Origin of the sequence: Mesorhizobium sp. M1365, from assembly GCF_040317865.1 — a bacterium.
Taxonomy (GTDB): domain Bacteria; phylum Pseudomonadota; class Alphaproteobacteria; order Rhizobiales; family Rhizobiaceae; genus Mesorhizobium.
This window is the reverse complement of the sequence record NZ_JAMYLG010000008.1, coordinates 145,169-164,913: the sequence shown is the minus strand read 5'-3', so window position 1 is coordinate 164,913 and position 19,745 is coordinate 145,169. Positions and strand designations below refer to the sequence as shown.

20 protein-coding genes are annotated in these 19,745 nt (G+C 62.5%); 10 read left to right on the top strand and 10 right to left on the bottom strand.

Annotated features, from left to right (window positions below):
• Positions 1–87: 87 nt before the first annotated feature.
• Complete coding sequence (locus NKH04_RS12780; protein WP_352742541.1) at positions 88–1,416, bottom strand: DNA polymerase IV; 1,329 nt, start codon at positions 1,414–1,416, stop codon at positions 88–90.
• A 68-nt stretch (positions 1,417–1,484) separates the two neighbouring features.
• Between NKH04_RS12780 and NKH04_RS12775 the strand changes: the two genes are divergently transcribed.
• Together NKH04_RS12775 and NKH04_RS12770 are read left to right on the top strand one after the other, a co-directional pair.
• Positions 1,485–2,060: a GNAT family N-acetyltransferase gene (locus NKH04_RS12775; protein WP_352971178.1), complete on the top strand. Its 576-nt coding sequence runs from the start codon at positions 1,485–1,487 to the stop codon at positions 2,058–2,060.
• Between the two features lie 96 nt (positions 2,061–2,156).
• The gene (locus tag NKH04_RS12770) at positions 2,157–3,737 is read left to right on the top strand and encodes a hypothetical protein (protein ID WP_353044370.1); all 1,581 of its coding nucleotides are present in this window, start codon (positions 2,157–2,159) and stop codon (positions 3,735–3,737) included.
• Between the two features lie 9 nt (positions 3,738–3,746).
• On the opposite strand, the gene NKH04_RS12765 is transcribed toward NKH04_RS12770, so the two are convergent.
• Both NKH04_RS12765 and NKH04_RS12760 read right to left on the bottom strand, forming a co-directional pair.
• The gene (locus NKH04_RS12765; RefSeq protein ID WP_352971182.1) at positions 3,747–4,400 is read right to left on the bottom strand and encodes a hypothetical protein; all 654 of its coding nucleotides are present in this window, start codon (positions 4,398–4,400) and stop codon (positions 3,747–3,749) included.
• Positions 4,397–4,696 (bottom strand): DUF3572 domain-containing protein, encoded by a 300-nt coding sequence (locus NKH04_RS12760; protein ID WP_352502452.1) that lies wholly within the window; start codon positions 4,694–4,696, stop codon positions 4,397–4,399. Before NKH04_RS12760 ends, NKH04_RS12765 begins: the two co-directional genes overlap by 4 nt.
• Before the next feature lie 217 nt (positions 4,697–4,913).
• Between NKH04_RS12760 and NKH04_RS12755 the strand changes: the two genes are divergently transcribed.
• The 8 genes from NKH04_RS12755 to NKH04_RS12720 all read left to right on the top strand — a co-directional run bounded on the left by NKH04_RS12755 (position 4,914) and on the right by NKH04_RS12720 (position 13,437).
• Positions 4,914–5,285, top strand: a complete 372-nt coding sequence (locus NKH04_RS12755; RefSeq protein WP_006334976.1) for a response regulator — start codon at positions 4,914–4,916, stop codon at positions 5,283–5,285.
• 33 nt (positions 5,286–5,318) lie between these two features.
• Entirely contained in the window at positions 5,319–6,692 is a 1,374-nt protein-coding gene (locus tag NKH04_RS12750) for a PleD family two-component system response regulator (protein ID WP_352540644.1), read from the top strand.
• A 463-nt stretch (positions 6,693–7,155) separates the two neighbouring features.
• Entirely contained in the window at positions 7,156–7,890 is a 735-nt protein-coding gene (locus tag NKH04_RS12745; protein WP_023679986.1) for a FadR/GntR family transcriptional regulator, read from the top strand.
• Positions 7,887–9,074: a PLP-dependent transferase gene (locus NKH04_RS12740; protein WP_352971184.1), complete on the top strand. Its 1,188-nt coding sequence runs from the start codon at positions 7,887–7,889 to the stop codon at positions 9,072–9,074. Before NKH04_RS12745 ends, NKH04_RS12740 begins: the two co-directional genes overlap by 4 nt.
• Positions 9,075–9,103: 29 nt before the next feature.
• Positions 9,104–10,381, top strand: coding sequence for an ABC transporter substrate-binding protein (locus tag NKH04_RS12735; RefSeq protein ID WP_352770278.1), 1,278 nt, complete (start codon positions 9,104–9,106; stop codon positions 10,379–10,381).
• A gap of 212 nt (positions 10,382–10,593) precedes the next feature.
• Positions 10,594–11,517, top strand: coding sequence for a carbohydrate ABC transporter permease (locus NKH04_RS12730; RefSeq protein ID WP_352816719.1), 924 nt, complete (start codon positions 10,594–10,596; stop codon positions 11,515–11,517).
• On the top strand, positions 11,517–12,365 hold the full coding sequence (locus NKH04_RS12725) for a carbohydrate ABC transporter permease (protein ID WP_352502457.1): 849 nt from the start codon (positions 11,517–11,519) through the stop codon (positions 12,363–12,365). The genes NKH04_RS12730 and NKH04_RS12725 overlap by 1 nt, the downstream gene beginning before the upstream one ends.
• A 4-nt stretch (positions 12,366–12,369) precedes the next feature.
• Positions 12,370–13,437 carry an ABC transporter ATP-binding protein gene (locus NKH04_RS12720; protein ID WP_352682943.1) on the top strand — a complete coding sequence of 356 codons (1,068 nt, stop codon included), beginning with the start codon at positions 12,370–12,372 and terminating at the stop codon, positions 13,435–13,437.
• Positions 13,438–13,505: 68 nt separating this feature from the next.
• Here NKH04_RS12720 and rpmG read toward each other — a convergent pair whose 3' ends face one another.
• The 7 genes from rpmG to rnr form a co-directional block, all read right to left on the bottom strand.
• Positions 13,506–13,673 (bottom strand): 50S ribosomal protein L33, encoded by a 168-nt coding sequence (rpmG, locus tag NKH04_RS12715; protein WP_006201775.1) that lies wholly within the window; start codon positions 13,671–13,673, stop codon positions 13,506–13,508.
• Between the two features lie 318 nt (positions 13,674–13,991).
• A complete protein-coding gene (locus NKH04_RS12710; RefSeq protein ID WP_352816715.1) occupies positions 13,992–14,360 on the bottom strand; it encodes a YybH family protein in 369 nt (122 codons plus the stop codon).
• 51 nt (positions 14,361–14,411) lie between these two features.
• On the bottom strand, positions 14,412–14,873 hold the full coding sequence (locus NKH04_RS12705) for a YqfO family protein (RefSeq protein ID WP_352471771.1): 462 nt from the start codon (positions 14,871–14,873) through the stop codon (positions 14,412–14,414).
• Positions 14,874–14,983: 110 nt separating this feature from the next.
• Positions 14,984–16,159, bottom strand: a complete 1,176-nt coding sequence (locus tag NKH04_RS12700) for an MFS transporter (protein ID WP_352502459.1) — start codon at positions 16,157–16,159, stop codon at positions 14,984–14,986.
• Positions 16,160–16,175: 16 nt separating this feature from the next.
• Positions 16,176–16,910 (bottom strand): NUDIX hydrolase, encoded by a 735-nt coding sequence (locus tag NKH04_RS12695; protein ID WP_352971186.1) that lies wholly within the window; start codon positions 16,908–16,910, stop codon positions 16,176–16,178.
• A 72-nt stretch (positions 16,911–16,982) separates the two neighbouring features.
• Positions 16,983–17,435: a DUF983 domain-containing protein gene (locus NKH04_RS12690; protein ID WP_023679976.1), complete on the bottom strand. Its 453-nt coding sequence runs from the start codon at positions 17,433–17,435 to the stop codon at positions 16,983–16,985.
• Positions 17,435–19,741, bottom strand: a complete 2,307-nt coding sequence (gene rnr, locus NKH04_RS12685) for a ribonuclease R (protein ID WP_502913388.1) — start codon at positions 19,739–19,741, stop codon at positions 17,435–17,437. Before rnr ends, NKH04_RS12690 begins: the two co-directional genes overlap by 1 nt.
• Positions 19,742–19,745: the final 4 nt, after the last annotated feature.

The following is a 19,745-nucleotide window of genomic DNA, read 5'->3' as shown; positions in this document are numbered from 1 at the left end:
CTCACGTATTCACAAGTGCGCTCCGCTCCGGTTCTCGGAAACCACCCTTCTCGACTCGGCCTGACCTGAATCTCAAACATGCCGGTATCATTCCTCGACCGGTTCGGGCGGATGGGCATCGCGGCCCTTGCCGAAGGTATAGCCGGTTTCCACCGCCCTGCGGCCGAACTTGCCGCGCAGCGTGTCGATGGCGCCTTCGGCCATGGCGCGCTTGCGTGACTGGACGTCGACCAGATCGGGCGGGTCCGCCCGGTCATCGTCGGAGAGATCGCTGACGCCAATGCCGAGCAGCCGGTATTTCGTGCCATCCGCTTCCTTGCGCAGCAGCTCGAGCCCGGTCTGAAAGATGCGGTCGGCCAGCCGGGTCGGATCGCCGAGCTGGCGATTGCGCGTGCGGATCTTGAAATCCTGGGTCTTCAGCTTGAGGACGACGGTGCGTCCGGCAATGCCGGATTTCTTCAGCCGGGCCGAGACTTTTTCCGACAGCGCCCTCAGCACCGAAACCAGTTCGTCGACGGAGGCGATGTCGGTATCGAAAGTGGTTTCCGCCGAGACGCTTTTCGCGTCCTGGTCGGGAACGACGCGACGGTCGTCCTCGCCGCGCGAAAGCCGGTAGAGCCGGTCGCCCATGACGCCGTAGCGGCGCATCAGATCGCCACGTTCCATGCGCTGCAACTGGCCGATGGTGCGGATGCCGTCGCGCTCGAGGGTGGCGGCAAAGGCCTTGCCGACCCCCCAGATCAGCGTCACCGGCTGCTCGGCCAGGAAGCCGATAGCCTCGGCCTCGCCGATCACCGAAAAGCCGCGCGGCTTGCGGAAGTCCGATGCCACCTTGGCCAGGAACTTGCAGTAGGAAAGACCGGCCGAAACGGTGATGCCGATCTCCTTTTCCACGCCGAGTGCGAAGCGCGCCAGCACCACCGCAGGCGGCAGGCCATGCAGGCGCTCGGTGCCGGCGAGGTCGAGAAAGGCCTCGTCGATCGAGAGCGGCTCGACCAGCGGCGTCAGCGCCTGCATCATAGCGCGCACCTCACGGCCGACGCGGACGTATTTTTCCATGTCCGGCGGCAGGACCACCGCTTCCGGACAGGCTTCGAGCGCCTTGAACATCGGCATTGCCGAGCGCACGCCGTGGATGCGGGCAATGTAGCATGCGGTAGAGACGACGCCGCGCTTGCCGCCGCCGATGATCAATGGCCGGTCCTTCAACGCCGGGTTGTCGCGCTTTTCGACCGCCGCGTAGAACGCGTCGCAATCGATATGCGCAAGGCGCAGCCGGTAGAGCTCCGGATGGCGGGCGAGCCGTGGACTGCCGCAGCGCTCGCAACGGCGTGCCTCGCTGCACTGAAAACTCAGGCAGTCGCGGCAAAAACCGTGTTCGGAATTGTTGACAGGGGCCGCCATCGCTGCGAACATAAAGAGAACAAATGCAATGGTACGTCAGGACGGATGCCACGACAAGGCGGTGGGCCGGGAGAGAGCTCATGAATACGACCATAGCGCCGCTAGTGCCCGAGCTTTGGGCGGATTTCGAAGATCTTTTCGGTAGGCAAGGCGCCTGCTACGGCTGCTGGTGCACACATTTCCGGCTGTCGCCCGCAGCACGCCGCGCGAGCAACCGGGAGCGCAACAAGGACCACATCAAGGCGCGGATCGAGGCCGGGCCGCCGCCCGGCCTGCTGGCTTTCGAGGGTGGCCAGGCGGTCGGCTGGATGCAGATCGGCCCGCGTGCGGACGTGCCCGAATGGAACAACCAGGGCAGGGGGTCGGCGCCGATCGACCCCGCCGACGCCAGCGATCTGGGCGTCTGGGCGATCTCCTGCTTCTTCATCCACACCAAAGCACGCGGCAAGGGCCTGTCGCACCGCCTGGTCCAAGGCGGCATCGAGTTCGCCCGCGAGAACGGCGCGCGGCTGATCGAGGCCTGCCCGATCGACCTGTCGAAGGATTCGCGCTCGATCGGGCTGTTCGTCGGCTCGTCGCGGGTCTTCGACAAGGCCGGGTTCCAGCGATTGGTCGAACGTAAGCCAGGCCGACCGCTGGTGCGGCTGGTGCTTTAGCCGGATGCGCTTTTGGCCTACAGTCGGCGTCTTGCCGCTGTAACGCTGTTTCACTAACACAAGCAATGATTTGGCCCGAGACAACGGAGAATCGACGTGAAGCGTGTATTGCCACTTGTTCTCGCCGTCGCGTTTAGCGCGCCCGCTTTCGCCCAGACCGTCGACAGCCAAGGCGCGAAGAAGCTTACCGATGATCTGGCACATTATTTCGGCAGGCAGGGTTTCGATATCGGGCTGGTGAAAATCACTGCCGACGGCGATGCGTACAAACTCGCCGTCGATTTCAAGCCGCTCGTCGCTTTGCTGTCGAAACAGGATTCCTTCAAGTTCGACGTCACGCCTTACGACATGCGGGTCAAGCCGCGCCAGGACGGGCAGTGGGACGTGTCGGCGGATACGTCGCTGACCGGATCGTTCGATTTCAAGGGGCCTCAAGGGCCGCAGCACATCGACTTTTCGGTGTCGAACAACAAGTTCACCGGTGTATATGATCCGGCCCTGGTGGCCTTCGTCAGCGCCACGGGGTCAATGGACGCTATGACGATGAAAACCCGGGAGCCGAAGCAAGAGGCCGATGTCTCTGCCGGTGCCGGCACCGCCACGCTAAATTCGACGAAATCGGCGAACGGCGGCATCGATTTCACTGTCGCGGAAAAGATCTTGAATTTTGCTGAAGTCCTCAAAATCAACGATCCCGAGCGAGGGTTGAATTTCCCGGTCACCCTCAATGCGCCGGAACTTTCGGTGCATGCAAACGGCAAGGGTGTTCGGACAAAGCCGTTGATGGATCTGCTTGCTTTTGCCGTCGCTAATGAAGACGAGGCGAAACTGAAAGTAAATCAGGCGGAACTTAAGTCACGTCTTCTTGCGGCGTTGCCTGTCTGGGAAAGAATCGACGGAACGTACGCCTTCAAGGATTTCGCAATTGAGAGCCCAGTCGGCAAGTGGGGTGCGAAGCAGTTGGATTTGGCTAGTGGCATGGATGGCGTCTCCCAGAACGGCAAAATCAACTATGGGATCAAGGCCTCCGGTCTGACGATCCCCCGGCAATTGCTGCCCGCCTGGACTGGTCCACTGGTGCCGACGGATATCGACCTCAACTTCGGCGGTGCCAATATCGATCTCGACACGATGGCGAAGAAGGCGATCGAAGCCTTTGATCTCAATAAGAATCCGCCGTTGCCGGGGGAATTCGGCAAGGCTTTGGTCGCCGATTTCAAGGCCAAGAAACCCAAAGTAATCCTCGGCCACTCGACCGTGAAGAATGGCGACGTCGAAGTCGCCATAGAAGGCGAGATGACTTTCCCGGGCGGCGAAAAGCCTGATGCGACCGTGACCGTCGCTGTGGCCGGCTACGACAGGATCGTCGATGCCTTGAAGGAAGGCGCCAAGAGCGATGAGCAGATGGCGCAGGCCTTCCCCTTTGCGCTGGCCGTCAAAGGTTTTGGCAAGACGATGCCGGATGGCCGGCTGGAATGGGTGATCAACACCAAGGCCGATGGGTCCGTTGCGGTCAACGGCGCCATGCTGAAGGGGCCGGATGAAGTCCAGGACGACAGCGCCGGCCAGGATGACAACTCGGGCGATGATGGCGCGAATGGAACGGACAATTCGACCGGGGGCGAGGATTCGGACGGCGGCGACAATGGCGGGGCAGGACCGAAGCTGCAGCCCTGAGCGCTCGCATTAAAGCCCCAGAGCGCTCGCGATCTTCGGCGCGGCGTCGCGCCAGTCTTCGACGACTCTGACGCCGTCCGGCGGCGGCGGCAGGAAAGCGCGCAGCGAATTGTCGGCCATCAGATGGAAGAGATACGCATCGGCGACCGAGTTCTGCACCGACACAAGATTGGACGGCTGATCGTCGACGAAAGCGACCGGGCGGCCCTTGTTGCCGCGCAATTTGGCCACCGCCGGTCCCTTGGCCATTTCGGTGGTCAAAAGCGGGTAGGGCAATCCGAGCGCGTCGAGATGCGCACGGCGCACCACGCGGTGCTTGTGCGGCATGGCGGTTAGCAGAACGATCTCGGCGCTGTCGCTAAGCGCTGCAAGAGCATCCTCGGCACCGTCGGTGATGCTTTGCCAATCGGCCTGGGCGTCAAAGAATTCCCCCAGAAGTGCCGTAACCTCGGGCTGTTCGATCAAACGGCCGCTCGCCGTTTCGGTGATGTTGCCGGTGAGGCGGAAGGAAGCCAGCGTCAGGCCGAAGCCGCGCGATTTGAGGAAATGCGGAAACGGCCGGATGAATTCGAGCACGACGTCGTCGACGTCGAGCACCAGCAGCGGCCGGTCGTCGTCGGCCAGCTCCTCGATCTGCCGCGCCGTCTCGGGATCGTCGCTCATACCGAATGCTCATGATTGTCGTCGCCGAGCGGCAGCGCCCGCAATGCCTTGCCGACTGCGGCCGGCGGCGTCCCGGTCTCCTCGGAAAAACGCATCAGCGTCGGCTCGTGGGCAAGGATGAACTGCAGCACGCCGGCCAGGAATCCAGGCTCGCCCGCCGCCCGGCGGATGGAATGGGCTTCGATGCCGGTGATCGCCAGGAAGCGGGGCAGAAGTTCCGGATCGGCGGCGACGAAGCCCAACGCCTTTACGGCAATGGTTTCCGCTTCCTCGCGCATTGACGCTGCGTTTGCCATCGCTACCTTCCTTCATGGGCGGAATCGTTATGTTTTCGCAGTAGTGGCAAGTGTCGCCGGCAGCAAGCTCGCCCACCTGGAATCCGAACGCTTTTAGGGCGGCCGGTTTGCGTTTCGTCAATCATATTGCCGTATAGTGGGAACAGGTTTGGTGCGTGCCGACAAGGGGCGCATGACGGCACCCTTCGAGTGGAAGGTCAGCCGGGACGGGAAATCGATGCCAAAGAAGGTTATGATCGTCGAAGACAACGAGCTCAACATGAAGCTCTTTCGCGACCTCATCGAAGCGAGCGGCTACGAGACGGTGCGCACACGCAACGGCCTGGAAGCGCTGGATCTGGCGCGGCAGCACAGGCCGGACCTCATCCTGATGGACATCCAGCTGCCGGAAGTGTCGGGCCTCGAGGTCACCAAATGGCTGAAGGAGGACGATGATCTCCACGTCATCCCGGTCATCGCCGTCACCGCCTTCGCGATGAAGGGGGACGAGGAGCGCATTCGCCAGGGCGGCTGCGAGGCATATATCTCCAAGCCGATCTCGGTGCCGCGTTTCATCGAAACCATCAAATCCTACCTGGGCGATGCCTGATGTACCTTCTCAGCCGAGCCGGAGCTTTGTGAAATGACCGCGCGGATCCTCGTCGTCGACGACATCCCAGCCAATGTCAGGCTGCTGGAGGTTCGGCTGCTCGCCGAATATTTCGAGGTCCTGACCGCCACCAACGGGCCGGACGCGATCGAGATCTGCGAGAACGGCAAGGTCGACGTCGTGCTGCTCGACGTGATGATGCCCGATATGGACGGGTTCGAGGTCTGCCGGCGGCTGAAGGGCGACCCGGCGACATCGCACATCCCTGTCGTGATGATCACCGCGCTCGACCAGGTTTCGGACCGGGTGCGCGGCCTCGAGGCCGGCGCCGACGATTTTTTGACCAAGCCGGTCAACGATCTGCAGTTGATGACGCGCGTCAAGAGCCTGGTCAGGCTGAAATCGCTGACCGACGAGCTGCGGCTGCGCGCCTCGACGACACGCAATATCGGCATCGAGGAGCTTTTGAGCCGCAACTTCGCTACCGACGATGCGGTGCCGAAGGTGCTGCTGGTCGACGAGCGCAAATCCTCGTTCGAGCGCATCCAGAAGATGCTGCGCGGCAGTGCCGATCTCGACGTCGCCAACGATCCGCATGCAGGCTTCTTCCAGGCCGCCGAGCAGCCGTATGAATGCGTGATGATCTCGACGGCCTTCGCCGATTTCGACCCGCTGAGGCTCTGCTCGCAATTGCGCTCGCTCGATCGCACCCGTTTCCTGCCGATCATCCTTCTGGCGGACGAGGGCGAGGAGGGGCGTATCATCCGCGGCCTCGAACTCGGCATCAATGATTATCTGATGCGGCCGATCGACCAGCAGGAGCTGACCGCGCGGCTGCGTACGCAGGTGCGCCGCAAGCGCTACAACGACCAGCTTCGCGCCAGCGTCACCCAGACCATCGAGATGGCGGTGACCGATGCCCTGACCGGCCTGCACAACCGGCGCTATCTCGACAGCCATCTGCAGACGCTGTTCGACCGCGCCGTGGCACGGCGCCGGCCGCTGTCGGTGATGATCACCGATCTGGACCGCTTCAAGAGCATCAATGACGCGCATGGCCATGACGGCGGCGACGACGTGCTGCGCGAATTCGCGCGGCGGCTGCGCAAGAATGTGCGCGGCATCGACCTAGCCTGCCGCTTCGGCGGCGAGGAGTTCGTCGTGGTGATGCCGGACACCGACGGCGCGGTGGCCGAAAAGGTCGCCGAGCGCATTCGCGCCGAAATCGCCCAACTGCCGTTTCCCGTCGGCGCCGAAGGCAAAGCCGTCGAAGTCACCGTCAGCGTCGGCGTTTCGTCGGTGCTGAAAGGGGTGGACACGGTCTCCGCGCTAATGAAACGCGCCGACCTTGCGCTCTACGAAGCCAAGAGCGGCGGCCGCAATCGCGTCGTCGCCAAGGCGGCTTAGCACCGAACACCAATTGCCGGGTCAACGCGACAAGGTTACGAATTTACCTTAATCCAAGCGATTTGCGAGGCTTGGTTAAGAAACGGTTGATTTCCATAAGTTGTTGCGCAAATGTGCAGCCCTTAGACGTAACCGGCACGAGGCTAGATCGCCGGTTCGACCCGAAGAATACCCCATGATGCTCAGGTCCGCCGCATCTCCTGGGTCCGTGGGGTCGGCCGGCCGGCGCTGGCACATAGTGGCCTCCTCGTACCGCTGCCAAACGCCGGCCGGCCCCCAATTTTCAGAACACATCAGGATTCTACGCCAAGACCCGGAAAACGCTTGGTTTTTGTTGCGGCAGCGACAGCGCCCTTTGAAATAGCCGGCTGGGCAGGGCGTATGCGCCCGCAGTCGATTGACAGGCCCCTGTCTTCTATGCAGAAATTGGTTGGACCATTGAGCCATTTGGTGACCCGTTGGCATGACCGAATTCGGCCTTTCCCCCATACAGGCAACTGCTCGTGACGACGCGGTGCTCAAGGCGCTGGCCGGCTTTGTGATGCGGGAAGCTCTCGGGCCCGGCCAGAGACTGCCGACCGAACGAATCCTTGCCGAGCGCCTCAAGGTGAGCCGCAACACCGTGCGCGAGGCGTTGACGCGGTGGGAAGGGCTCGGCCTGGTCGAACGGCGCCAAGGCAGCGGCACCTATCTCAAGGGAGTGGTCTCGCTGGACATGCTGCACATGCCGCTGACGCTGGCCGGCGGCAATGATTTCACCAGCCTGATGCAGACGCTGGAAATCCGCCGGGCGCTGGAAGCGGAAGCCGCCGCCCTGTGCGCCGTCCGCGCGGGCCAGGCAGATCTCGTCGAGATCGGGCGCAAGCTCGACATTATGGAGCAGGCCTTCCACACCCGCGCCGGGATGTCGGCGGAGGAGGACTGGGAATTCCACCAGTCGATCTACCGCAGTTCCGGCAATCCGCTGTTCGAGCAGATCATCGCCGCCATGCACGAACTGTTCCATCGTTTCTGGGAGCATCCGCTCGGCGTTCGTGATTTCGGCCACGCCAGCTTTCCTTACCACCGCACCATCTACGAACGCATTGCCGCGCACGATCCGGAGGGGGCCCGGGCCGAGGCGCTCAAGCTGATCGCCACCGTCGAGGACGATCTGAAGCGCGGCGCGGCCAAACTCGAACTTTCAGGCCAGAAATGAGCGATCATCCCGCCGGTTTCGAAAACGACTATCTCGCCGAGGCAGCGACGCTTCTCGCCCATGACGAGCCTTTCCCCGGCGGCGCGGTGGTCCCGCCGATCTACCAGACTTCGCTCTTCACCTTCGCCAACTATTCCGAGATGGCCGACACATTCGCCGGCAGGCGACGTCAGCCGATCTATTCGCGCGGCGACAACCCGACGGTCATGGAGTTCGAGGCGCGTGTCGCCGCTCTCGAAGGCGCGGAGGCCGCGCGCGGCTTTTCCAGCGGCATGGCGGCGATCAGCGCCACGGTGCTTGCTTTCGTCGGCGCCGGTGAGCGCATGGTTGTCGTGCGCAATTGCTACGGCGATGCCTACCGGCTGTTCGAACGGCTTTTGCCACGGCTCAACATCAAGGTCGACTATGTCGACGGTGCCGATCCGGACGCGGTCGCGGCAGCACTTCCCGGCGCCAAGCTGCTCTACCTGGAAAGCCCGACGTCGATGATGTTCGAGCTCCAGGACATAACCCAGCTCGCGCGGCTGGCCAAAGAGCAGGGCATCATCACCTCGATCGACAATTCCTGGGCGACGCCGGTGTTCCAGAAGCCGATTTCGCACGGTGTCGACCTGGTGCTGCATTCGGCCTCGAAATATCTCGGCGGCCACAGCGACACCGTCGCCGGTGTGGTGGCCGGTTCGGCCGCCCATATCCGACATATCAACGAGCAGACCTATTCCTATCTCGGCGGCAAACTTTCGCCTTTCGAGGCCTGGCTGTTGCTGCGTGGCCTGCGCACATTGCCGCTGCGGTTGCCGCACCACATGAAGAGCGGGCTGACCATCGCCGAACGGCTGAAAGCGCATGACCATGTCGAGCGGGTCAACCACCCGGCCTATTCCAACCATCCAGGCAAGGCGACGCTTGCCGGCTATGCCGGGCTGTTCTCGTTCGAAGTGACGGAAGACGTCGACATCCCGGCTTTCGTCGATGCGCTGAAACTCTTTCGCATCGGCGTCAGCTGGGGCGGCCATGAGAGCCTGGTCGTTCCGGCAAAGGCCTCGCTCGAGCAGACTCCGGGCCTGAATTCGATGGCGCGCTTCGGCGTCAGCCCACGAACCATCCGCTTCAGTGTCGGATTGGAAAGTGTCGAAGACTTGTGGGCGGATGTTGCCCGGGCCTTCGACAGAGCAAAAAGATAAAGGAGCCGTTCAAAATGGGAGTGCTGAACATGAAAAAACTGAGCATCCTTCTTGGTGCCGTCTTGGGTCTGGCGATTTCCGCTGGCAGCGTGCTGGCCGATTCCACGGTCAAGATGGTCGAGGTCATCACCAGCCCGCCGCGTACCGAATTCCTCAAGAAGCAGATCGCCGAATTCGAGGCGGCCAATCCGGGTGTCAAGGTCGAGCTGGTATCGCTGCCCTGGGGCCAGGCGTTCGAGAAGTTCCTCACCATGGTGCAGGCCGGCGACACGCCCGACATCGTCGAGATGCCGGAGCGCTGGATGGGCCTCTATGCGACCAACGGCCAGCTCGAGGATCTCGGGCCATACATGGCCAAATGGGACGATGCCAAAACGCTTGGCGAGCGTGCCAAGCAGTTCGGCTCGACGGTCGATAACAAGCAGTACATGATCCCTTACGGCTATTACCTGAACGCGCTGTTCTGGAACAAGAAGCTGTTCAAGGAGGCCGGTCTGGACGGTCCGCCGGCGACGCTCGATGAATTCGTCGAGGACTCCAAAAAAATCTCGGCGATACCGGGCAAATATGGCTACTGCCTGCGCGGCGGCCCGGGCGCCTTCAACGGCATGCATATGTTCATGAACATCGCAGCCGGCAAGGGCGGCTATTTCAACGAGGACGGCACCTCGACCATCAATGAGGAAGGCTCGGTCAAGGGCCTGCAGATGCTCGCCGACATGTACAAGAACGGCCTGGCGCCGAAAGATGCGGTGAGCTGGGGTTTTAACGAGACCGTCACCGGGTTCTACAGCGGCACCTGCGCCATGCTGAACCAGGATCCCGACGCGCTGCTCGGCATCGCCGACAAGATGAGCGCCGACGATTTCGCCGTGGCGCCGATGCCGGTCGGACCGAGCGGCAAATCCTATCCGACGCTCGGTTATGCCGGCTGGGCGATGTTCGCCAATTCCCAGCACAAGGACGATGCATGGAAGCTGATGGCGACGCTGTTGTCGCCCAAGGACAATCTGGAATGGGCAAAGGAAGTCGGCGTCATTCCAATCCACAACGGCGCCGACCAGGACGCCCACTTCAGGACCGAGCAGTTCAAAGGCTGGTTCGAGGAACTGAACAACGGCGACAAATACGAGATGGTGACGCCGCCGACTCACCTGGAAAACCTTGGCAATTTCGTAGACCAGGTGGCGATCAAGAATTTTCAGGAAGTGCTGCTTGGCCAGAAAGCGGCCAAGGACGTGGCTGACGAATGGGCCAAGTTCCTGACCAAAGAACAGCAGGACTGGCTGGCCAAGAACAAGAAATAGCTCTTCTTCCTTCTCCCGTTCACGGGGAGAAGGTGTCACGAAGTGACGGATGAGGGCGGCGCCAACCCGTCGTGGCTCGTGTTGCCTCTCATCTGCCTGCCCGTCCTCCGCAGCAGCTGCGCTGCAGCTGCGGAGGGTGGACCGGCATCTCCCCGTAAACGGGGAAGGCGCTGTCGCCAGCCCGTGCTTACCCAGGAGACGATCCAGTACCAATGACCTATGCCGTGTCCGAAATCCGATCCGCCGGCAGGCCGCGAAAGAAGCGGCTATCCCATGCCGTGATCGAGCCTTGGCTCTATCTCAGCCCGGCGATCGCGCTGCTGGTCGTCGTGCTCCTGGTGCCGCTGGTTATCGGTGTCGGCTACTCGTTCCGCAAATTCTCCGCTTTCAAATCCGAATATGTCTGGCTTGGGCAGTATCAGGCGATGCTGTCGGATCCTGTGCTCGGGCAGGCGCTCGTCAACACGCTATGGTGGACGGCAGCCAGCCTGTTCTTCCAATTTTTCCTTGGACTTGGCCTGGCGCTGCTGCTCGATACGCCGTTCCGGGGCAGAAAGATCGTGCAGGCCGTGGTGTTCCTGCCTTGGGCGGTACCGTCCTTCCTCTCGGGCCTGACCTGGGCCTGGCTGTTCAACCCGATCATCGGGCCGCTGCCGCATTGGCTCTACGCCTTGGGGCTGAAAGCCGAGCCAACCAACGTGCTCTCCGATCCCTCGACAGCCATGTGGGGGCCGATCGTCGCCAATGTCTGGTTCGGCATTCCCTTTTTTGCCATCACCCTTTTGGCGGCGTTGAAGTCGATCCCGTCAGAACTGCATGAGGCGGCGGCGATCGACGGCGCCTCGCCGTGGCAGCGCTTCACCAAGGTGACGCTGCCGTTCCTGGCGCCGACCATCGTCATTACCGTCATGCTGCGCACGATATGGATCGCCACATTCGCCGACCTGATCTTCGTCATGACCGAAGGCGGGCCTGCCGGTTCGACCGCCACAGTGCCGGTCTATATCTATGTCAGCGCGTTCAAGTCGCTGGACAAAGGCTATGCCTCCGCAGTGGCGGTCCTGCTGCTTGTGCTGCTCATCGTCTACGCGGTTGCGCTTATCGGCATCCGCCGTTCGCTGGTGAGGCACGTCTGATGATTGCCGGACGCTCCGCTTCCTCGCGCGTCCTCGGCGGTATCGGCCTTTACGGCGCCATCGCCGCCTATATGGCCTTCGCGTTGTTCCCGATCTTCTGGACGTTGAAGATCTCGGTTACGCCGGAGCGGCTGCTCTATTCCGAAGGCATCACTTTCTGGCCGTCGCAAGCGACGCTGCAGAACTTCGTCACCGTGCTCGAAGCCACCGATTTCCCGCGCTACTTCCTGAACAGCGTTATCGTTTCGGTGTCGACGGCAGCCTTCGTAACGGTCATTGCCACGCTGGCCGGCTACGCCATGTCGCGATTTTCCTTCCGCGGCAAGGCGACCCTGGCCATCCTGCTTTTGCTCACCCAGACTTTTCCGCTGGTGATGGTCATTCCGCCGATCTACCGCATCATGGGGCAGATCGGCCTCATCAACAGCCTGACCGGCCTCGTCATCATCTACACCGCGTTCAATACGGCCTTTGCGACCTTCCTGATGCAATCTTTCTTCGACGGCATCCCGCGAGACCTGGAAGAGGCAGCGATGATCGACGGCTGCACGCGCCTGCAGGCGATGCGCAAGGTGATCGTGCCGCTGACGCTGCCCGGCATGGGCGCGACGCTCGGCTTCGTCTTTACCGCCGCCTGGAGCGAGTTGCTGTTTGCGCTGATGCTGATTTCCAGCGACGACCAGAAGACCTTCGCGGTCGGCCTGCTCACCTATATCGGCAAATTCGCGGTCGACTGGGGACAGATGATGGCGGCTTCCATCCTGGCGCTGATCCCGGTCTGCGTCTTCTTTGCCTTCCTGCAACGCTACCTCGTCACCGGCCTTACCGCCGGCGCCGTCAAGGGATAGATCGATGGCCTCCGTTACACTCGACAAAGTCCGCAAAGACTATGGAGCGGTGCGCGTTCTGCACGCAGTCGATCTCGAAATCGCCGACGGCGAGTTCGTCGTTCTGGTCGGTCCGTCCGGCTGCGGGAAGTCGACACTGCTGCGTATGATCGCCGGGCTGGAGGAGGTCTCCGACGGCGAAATCCATATTGGTGAGCGCCTGGTCAACGATATTGCGCCAAAGGACCGCGACATTGCCATGGTATTCCAGTCCTACGCGCTCTATCCGCACATGGACGTGTCGAAGAACATGGGCTTCAGCCTGATGCTGAGAAAGGCCGGGAAGCCGGCGATCGATGCAAGGGTGGACAGTGCCGCCAAGCGGCTCGGGCTCGATGCGCTTCTGCAGCGCCTGCCTCGGCAATTGTCCGGCGGCCAGCGTCAGCGCGTCGCCATGGGCCGTGCCATCGTACGCGACCCGAAGGTCTTTCTCTTCGACGAGCCGCTTTCGAACCTCGATGCCAAGCTGCGCGTTCACATGCGTGCCGAGATCAAGGCGCTGCACCAGCAATTGAAGACCACTTCAGTCTATGTCACCCACGACCAGACCGAAGCGATGACAATGGCCGACCGCATCGTCGTCATGCATGACGGCCTCGTCCAGCAGGTCGGTGTGCCGCTCGATCTGTACGACCGGCCGGTCAACATGTTCGTCGCCGGGTTCATCGGCTCGCCCGGCATGAATTTTCTGTCTGCCGTGGTTGAAAAGGGCGCCAAGCCGGATGCCATCCTGGCCGACGGCCAGAAGCTGAGGCTGCCGGACGGCCTGCCGCTCAGGGATGGCGATGCGATCACCGTCGGCTTGCGGCCCGAGCATATCCGGCTCGCCGACAATGGCGCGCTGAAGGGCGAGGTGGGTGTCGTGGAGCCGCTCGGCCTGTCCACCCAGTTCTATGCCAGGCTTGCCGGCCAGCAGGTCTGCGTGTTTGCCATGGGCCGGGCCAGCGTGAAGCCGGGTGAGGCCGTGCGCCTGTCGGCTGATCCGGCATCGCTCCATCTGTTCGATCCGGCAAGCGGCGATCGCATCGGCTAGCCCTGTATCCCCGAAATGAAAAACGCCGCCCGGAAGGCGGCGTTTCGGTACTGCGAGAGAAAACCCGATTACTTGATCTTGGTTTCCTTGAATTCGACGTGCTTCTTGGCGACCGGGTCGTATTTGCGGAACGACAGCTTGTCCGTCTTGGTGCGGCTGTTTTTGCTGGTCACGTAGAAGAAACCGGTGTCGGCGGTCGACAGAAGCTTGATTTTGATGTTTGCGGCTTTGGCCATGATGTTCGTCCGTTGAATGTTCGTGGAGTTTTGGCCGCTGGAGCACGGGAAACACCCGGACGCGGGAAACTTGCCGCGACACATAAAGAACGCGCCCGGAAAGTCAACCCTTGTCCAGGTTCTGTGTCGTAAGCAGATGAGTTGTCCGGATTAGGTAGCACATGAGTTGTCCGGGTTTATGCCAGCCGATGGAGGCTGGGGACGAAGCGGACATTGAGTGCTACCAAAACCCGACAAGTTGATTGGGTGCCGACAGCCGCGGGAGGCTCCTGTGTGCCTCCGGCCGTCCTCTGGGTGGCGTCTCAGTTTGAATGCTGGCTATGAATATCGAGCGATGGACGGCTGATCGATCACCCAAAGCCAGTTCCCGTCACCTTGCCGGCGAGCGATTTCCGCAGTAACGGTGCCGTCGGCAAGGCGCGTGGAAGTGAGCGCCAAATCCCTGTTGATGATAGCCGGACGCTGATCTCCGAGATCAAACTTTCGTCCCGCTGCCACCAACTTGGCGTAAAATCGGCGGATGGCATCTCTGCCGCAGGCCAACTGTCCGTTGCCGGTATCGAGGATGGCACCGGGTTCGTAAAGAGCAGCCACTCCTTCCGCGTCTCCCGCTTGCTCGCGAGAAACCAATAGCCGCGCCAGGTCCTGGGGATCGCTTGCCGGTTTGCGGTTTGCTTCATCATTCATCGGCAGGCTTCCTGACAGCCAGATTCAAACCGAGATACGACCAGGTTCCGGTCACTCCGCCGCGACGGTTTCCGGTTGTAACGCCTTCTTCCAGTCTCCCGTCGTGTTCCACCAGCGGTTCGGGTTGGTGCGGTCGTCGAGACCCTTGGAGCGGCTGGCAAGCAGTGGCTGAATGCGGATCACCGGTTCCTGATAGCTGTGAACCTGATAAATCGCCTCGACGACGCGTGCGGCGAGCTTCTGGTCATCAGGCAGTTCGAACGACACCTCGACAGTCCCCGACCGCCTGCGCAATTCCGTCTCGGCGCCGGCGGCGGCACCTTCAAGCGGCCGGTAACGTTCGATGCCGTCCGCCGACTGAAAGGCATTGCTGTCATATTTGCCCATTTCGAGCGGCGCGATCGCGACCACCGCCTCCATGATGCGGTCGACATCGGCTGCCGGTGCCTGAAAGGTCACCAGCAGCAGCAATTCCATCCGCAGCGATTTCGTTTCAAAGCCACTATCGATCATCCGAGGTCTCCCTGCTTATGCACTTTGGGGGAGCATATACTCGAGCCCTCCTGACATGGTTGTGTCAGGAGTTGGTCAGCAGTGGGAGCGATGTCGGCAGCTGGGCCGACTCAGAGGATTTTGCGGAGCAGCCTGGTGCCGACCAGCACGATATAGCAGGCGAAGAACAGGCCGAGCGCCCAACCGAAGCCCGACGGACCGAAAGCGTCCATGCCGATGCCGATCGCCTGCGGGCCAAGCACCATGCCGACGCCGTAGCAGAGCACGAAGGCGGCGTTGGCGGAGGCCAATTCGTGGCCGGAAAGCTGCGAGCCGAGATGCGCCAGGCCGATTGTGTACATGGCAGCGACCACACCGCCCCAGACGAACAGAAGCGCTGCCATCAAATGCCAGTTCTGCGCGAAGTACGGCATGAAGACCGTGCCGGCAAGCCCGACGGTGGCACAGGCCATCAGCAGATAGCGACGGTCGCTTACGCGGTCGCTGATCATGCCGATCGGGATCTGCAACAGCACGTTGCCAAGCCCGATCATGGTGAGCAAAAGGGCGGCGTCCGCCTCTGAGTAGCCGATGCGGCTACCGTAGACCGGGAACAGTGCAAAGCCGCCGGTCTCGACCGCGCCGAACACCAGCACGGCCGCGGTCGCCGTCGGCACCAGCCAGATGTAACGCAGGAAATTGCTGGTTTCGCCGTCCGAGACGATCGTCGGGCTCTCGTTGCGTGCCGCCAGGACCGGTATGGCAGCGAGCGTAACCAAGGCGATGGTAACGCCGAAGGGCAGGAAGCCACTGCTGCCGAGATGGGCGAACAGCCAAGGCCCGGCGGCAAAGCCGAGAGACAGCACGGTGGCATAGATGCCGAGGACCAGTCCGCGCCGGTGTGGCGGCGCCGAGGTGCTGATCCAGAATTCCGACAGGATGAACAGTACCGTCAGCGCGATATGCAGCAGCACGCGCAGCGGAAACCACATCCAGAAAGCTGGCGCGAAATGGAAACCGACAAAGGCCAGCGCCCCGGCGGCGATCATGGCAAGCATCGTCCAGGCGACCCCGAACCGCATGGCAAGCGGGGTGGCGAGCGGCGCGCCGGCGATAGAGGCGAGGCCGGCGACCGCGGTGTTGAGACCGATCATCGACGCGGAATGGCCACGCGTTTCCAGGATCACGCTGAGCAGCGGCATGCCAAGGCCGATGGCAATGCCGACGACGCTGATCGACGAGATCGCCGCGACCATCGGCAGCCAGTGTACGCGTTCCTTGCCCTGCGGCTGGGTATCGACTGTCATGGAATGCCTGGCTGCTCTAGAGAATTTCGCGGACGAAGCGATTGCGGACAAGCCGGTAGAACGGCACGGGACTGCCGGGGCTCAGCAACGGATCCCAGGCGAGCCGCATTTCCAGTTCCTCCAGGACCGTGCGCGTGATGTCTGGAATATCGGCTTGCCTGGCCTTGGCCAGCGGCAGCCAAACGACGTCCTCCAACTCGTTGGTCGGACCGCCACCCGGCAGTTCAACGGCGACATCGTCGCGCCATGCGGCGAGAAAGCGCGTATCGAAGCGGCGCACCCGGTTGGGCGGGGTGATGGCGCGTGCGACGAAGCGCAGCGCTTGCAGTGATGGGATGACCCCGTGTTCGACAAAGCCCTGCCAGTCGCGCCTGGCGGTTGCGAACACGCCTTTTTGACCGATCAGCAGGCCGGCCTCCTCATAGGTTTCGCGGATTGCCGACAGGGCAATCGCGCGGGCGCGAGCCGGGCTGGTGCGACCGATATCAGCGGTCAATCTCGCTTCTTCCTCGGGATGAAGTGCGGTGGCTATTGAGATGCGGCTGTCGGCCGGATCTGTGCGGCCGCCAGGAAACACGAATTTTCCCGGCATGAAGGCATGACCGGCGTGGCGCCGGCCCATCAGCACCAGGAATTCGTCGCCTTTGCGGTCGAGCAGGATCAGCGTCGCGGCGTCGCGTGGGCGTATAGGCTTGGCCTCGAGCGCGATCCGCTCAACCTTGTCGACTTCCGCCTTGGTCATAACGTCCATGCGGTCGACCTAGCGGAATCTTCTCCGATGCGAAAGTGGCGTCCAGCCATGCCGATTGCGCCAGCCTCGGTTTCAAGCCTCGGGATGCGACTCGATCAGATCTTCTTCACCGCCAAAGCCGTGCATATAAAACGCCCATTGCAGGCCGATGACAGCGCCCTTGACCGGTTGCAGCAGGACGACGGCCAGAATGATGGTCAATGGCACCCAGATGGCGATGTGCTGCCAGGTAGATAGCGTCGAGGTCGCCTCGACACCCATGAAGGCCCCGAGCACGATGTGGCCGACAATGACGACCACGAGATAGGCCGGCAGGTCGTCGGCGCGATGGTGGTGGAGCTCCTCGCCGCAATGATCGCATTTGTCGACGGTCTTGACGAAGGCGCGAAACAGCTTGCCCTCGCCGCAATGCGGGCAGCGGCCGAGCATACCGCGCTTCATTGCCGTCCATAGCGGCCGGGCGGTCCGGCCCGAGTGATGTTCGCCACCGAAAATCCGTTCTTCCACCTGCAGTTCTGTGGGCATTACCGTCTCCTGCCGCGCGAGCCTGGACGCGATTGCGACGCCCGGGCGCGGCCTTTGGCCTTGTGGAACGACCGTTTGGAGCCGGGCAGCGGCTTTGGCTCGGTCAGCATCTCGAAACGCATCGCGCCGGCCATCGGCGCCACCTCGATCAGGCGAACCTCGACGCGATCAGCAAGCTGATAGCCCTTGCCGGTGCGTTCTCCGAAAAGCGATCGAGCAGTTTCGTCGTATATATAGTAGTCGCCGCCCAGGGTTGAAACCGGAATGAAGCCATCCGCGCCGTACTGCGGCAATTGGACAAACAGGCCCGATTTGGTGACGCCCGAGATGCGGGCGCCGAAACGGTCGTCGATGCGCTCGGCGAGAAAGGCGGCGATCAGCCGGTCGACCGTGTCGCGCTCGGCGGCCATCGCGCGCCGCTCGGTCGCCGAAATCAGCGCCGAGACCTCTTCCAGCCGCTCCGCCTCGTCCTGCGTCAGGCCCCCCGGACCAAGGCCGAGTGCGGCAATCAGCCCACGATGCACGATCAGGTCGGCATAGCGACGGATCGGCGAGGTGAAATGCGCGTAGCGCTTCAGGTTGAGGCCGAAATGGCCGATATTGGCGGGCGAATATTCGGCCTGGCTCTGCGAGCGCAGCACCACTTCGTTGACCAGCCCCTCATTATCGGCGCCGCGCACGCGAGCGAGGATGCCGTTGAACTGGTTCGGCAGCATTTGCGCGCCGCGCGCCAGCGACAGGCCGAGCGTCTGCAGGAATTCACGCAGCGATTCCTGCTTGGCGAGCGAGGGCGCATCGTGGATGCGGTAGACCAGCGCCTGGCGCTTCGCCTCGAGTGTCTCGGCGGCGGCGACATTGGCCTGGATCATGAACTCTTCGATCAGTTTGTGCGCGTCGAGCCGCTCCGGCACGACGACCTTGTCGACGGTGCCGTCCTGCTTGAGCAGGATCTTGCGCTCGGGCAGATCGAGTTCGAGCGGCTGGCGGGTGTCGCGGCCGCGCTTCAGGATCGCGTAGGCGTCCCATAGCGGCTTCAGCACCGTATCGAGGATCGGGCCAGTCGTGTCGTCCGGTGCGCCGTCGATCGCCGCTTGCGCCTGCTGATAGGCGAGTTTCGCCGCCGACTTCATCATGACGCGATGGAAGGAATGTCTGAGTTTGTGGCCATCGGCCGAGAAAGTCATACGCACCGCTATCGCCGGACGATCCTGGCCCTCACGCAGTGAACAGAGGTCGTTCGAGATGCGCTCCGGCAGCATCGGTACGACTCGGTCGGGAAAATAGACCGAATTGCCGCGCTTCAGCGCTTCGCGATCGAGCGCCGTGCCATAGCGCACGTATGCAGCGACATCGGCAATGGCGACGGTGACAATCACGCCGCCGGCGTTCTTCTCGTCGGTGTCAGGCATGGCGAACACCGCGTCGTCATGATCCTTGGCATCGGCCGGATCGATGGTGAGCAGCGGCAGCTCGCGCCAATCCTCGCGGCCGGCAAGCGTCGCCGGCTTGACCGCCTCCGCCTGGGCGATGACGTCGGCTGGGAAAATATGCGGAATGTCGTGTGCGTGGATGGCGATCATCGAGACCGCCTTTTCGCTGGTCAGCGACCCCAACACCGCCAGAACCTTGGCTCGCGGCAGCCCGTAGCGCGAGGCCCGCGCCGGCTCGACCTCGACCAGGTCGCCGTTCTTGGCGCCGTTCTGGAATTCCTTGTCGACGACCAGCTCCGGCTGACGCCTTTCCACCGGTTCGATGCGGAACGTGCCGTCCTTCAGCACACGGAAAACGCCGAGAACCGCATCGGTGCGCTTCTCGAATATCTTCATCACCCGGCCCGTATAGGCCGGGCCTGCCGGATCGTCGGTCGGAAAGGTCTTGGCCAGCACGCGGTCGCCGATGCCCGGCGTCGGGCCATTGCCGCCGCGCGACACGCGGATCGCTATGACCGGAGGTTCGCCATTGCCAATCACTTCGGTCGGGTGCGCCAGCAGCACACCGTCGGCGTCACGGCCGAAGATGTCGAGCACCGCGACGTGGGGCAGGGCGCCGACACGGGCAAGCCGCTTGCGCTCCTTGGTCAGCAGGCCTTCATCCTGCAGGTCGCGCAAGACGTCCTTCAGCCAGATACGGTCTTCGCCGCGCAGCGCAAACGCCTTGGCGATGTCGCGTTTTCCGGCGCGGTCCGGATTTTCGGCGATGTAACGCAGTATCTCGTCGCGTGAAGGCCGGTAATTGTCCCTGACCTTGGCACGGGTATCGGCGGTGCGCAGATCGCCGTGCCTTCTTCCGGAGACTTTGCGCGCCAACCCG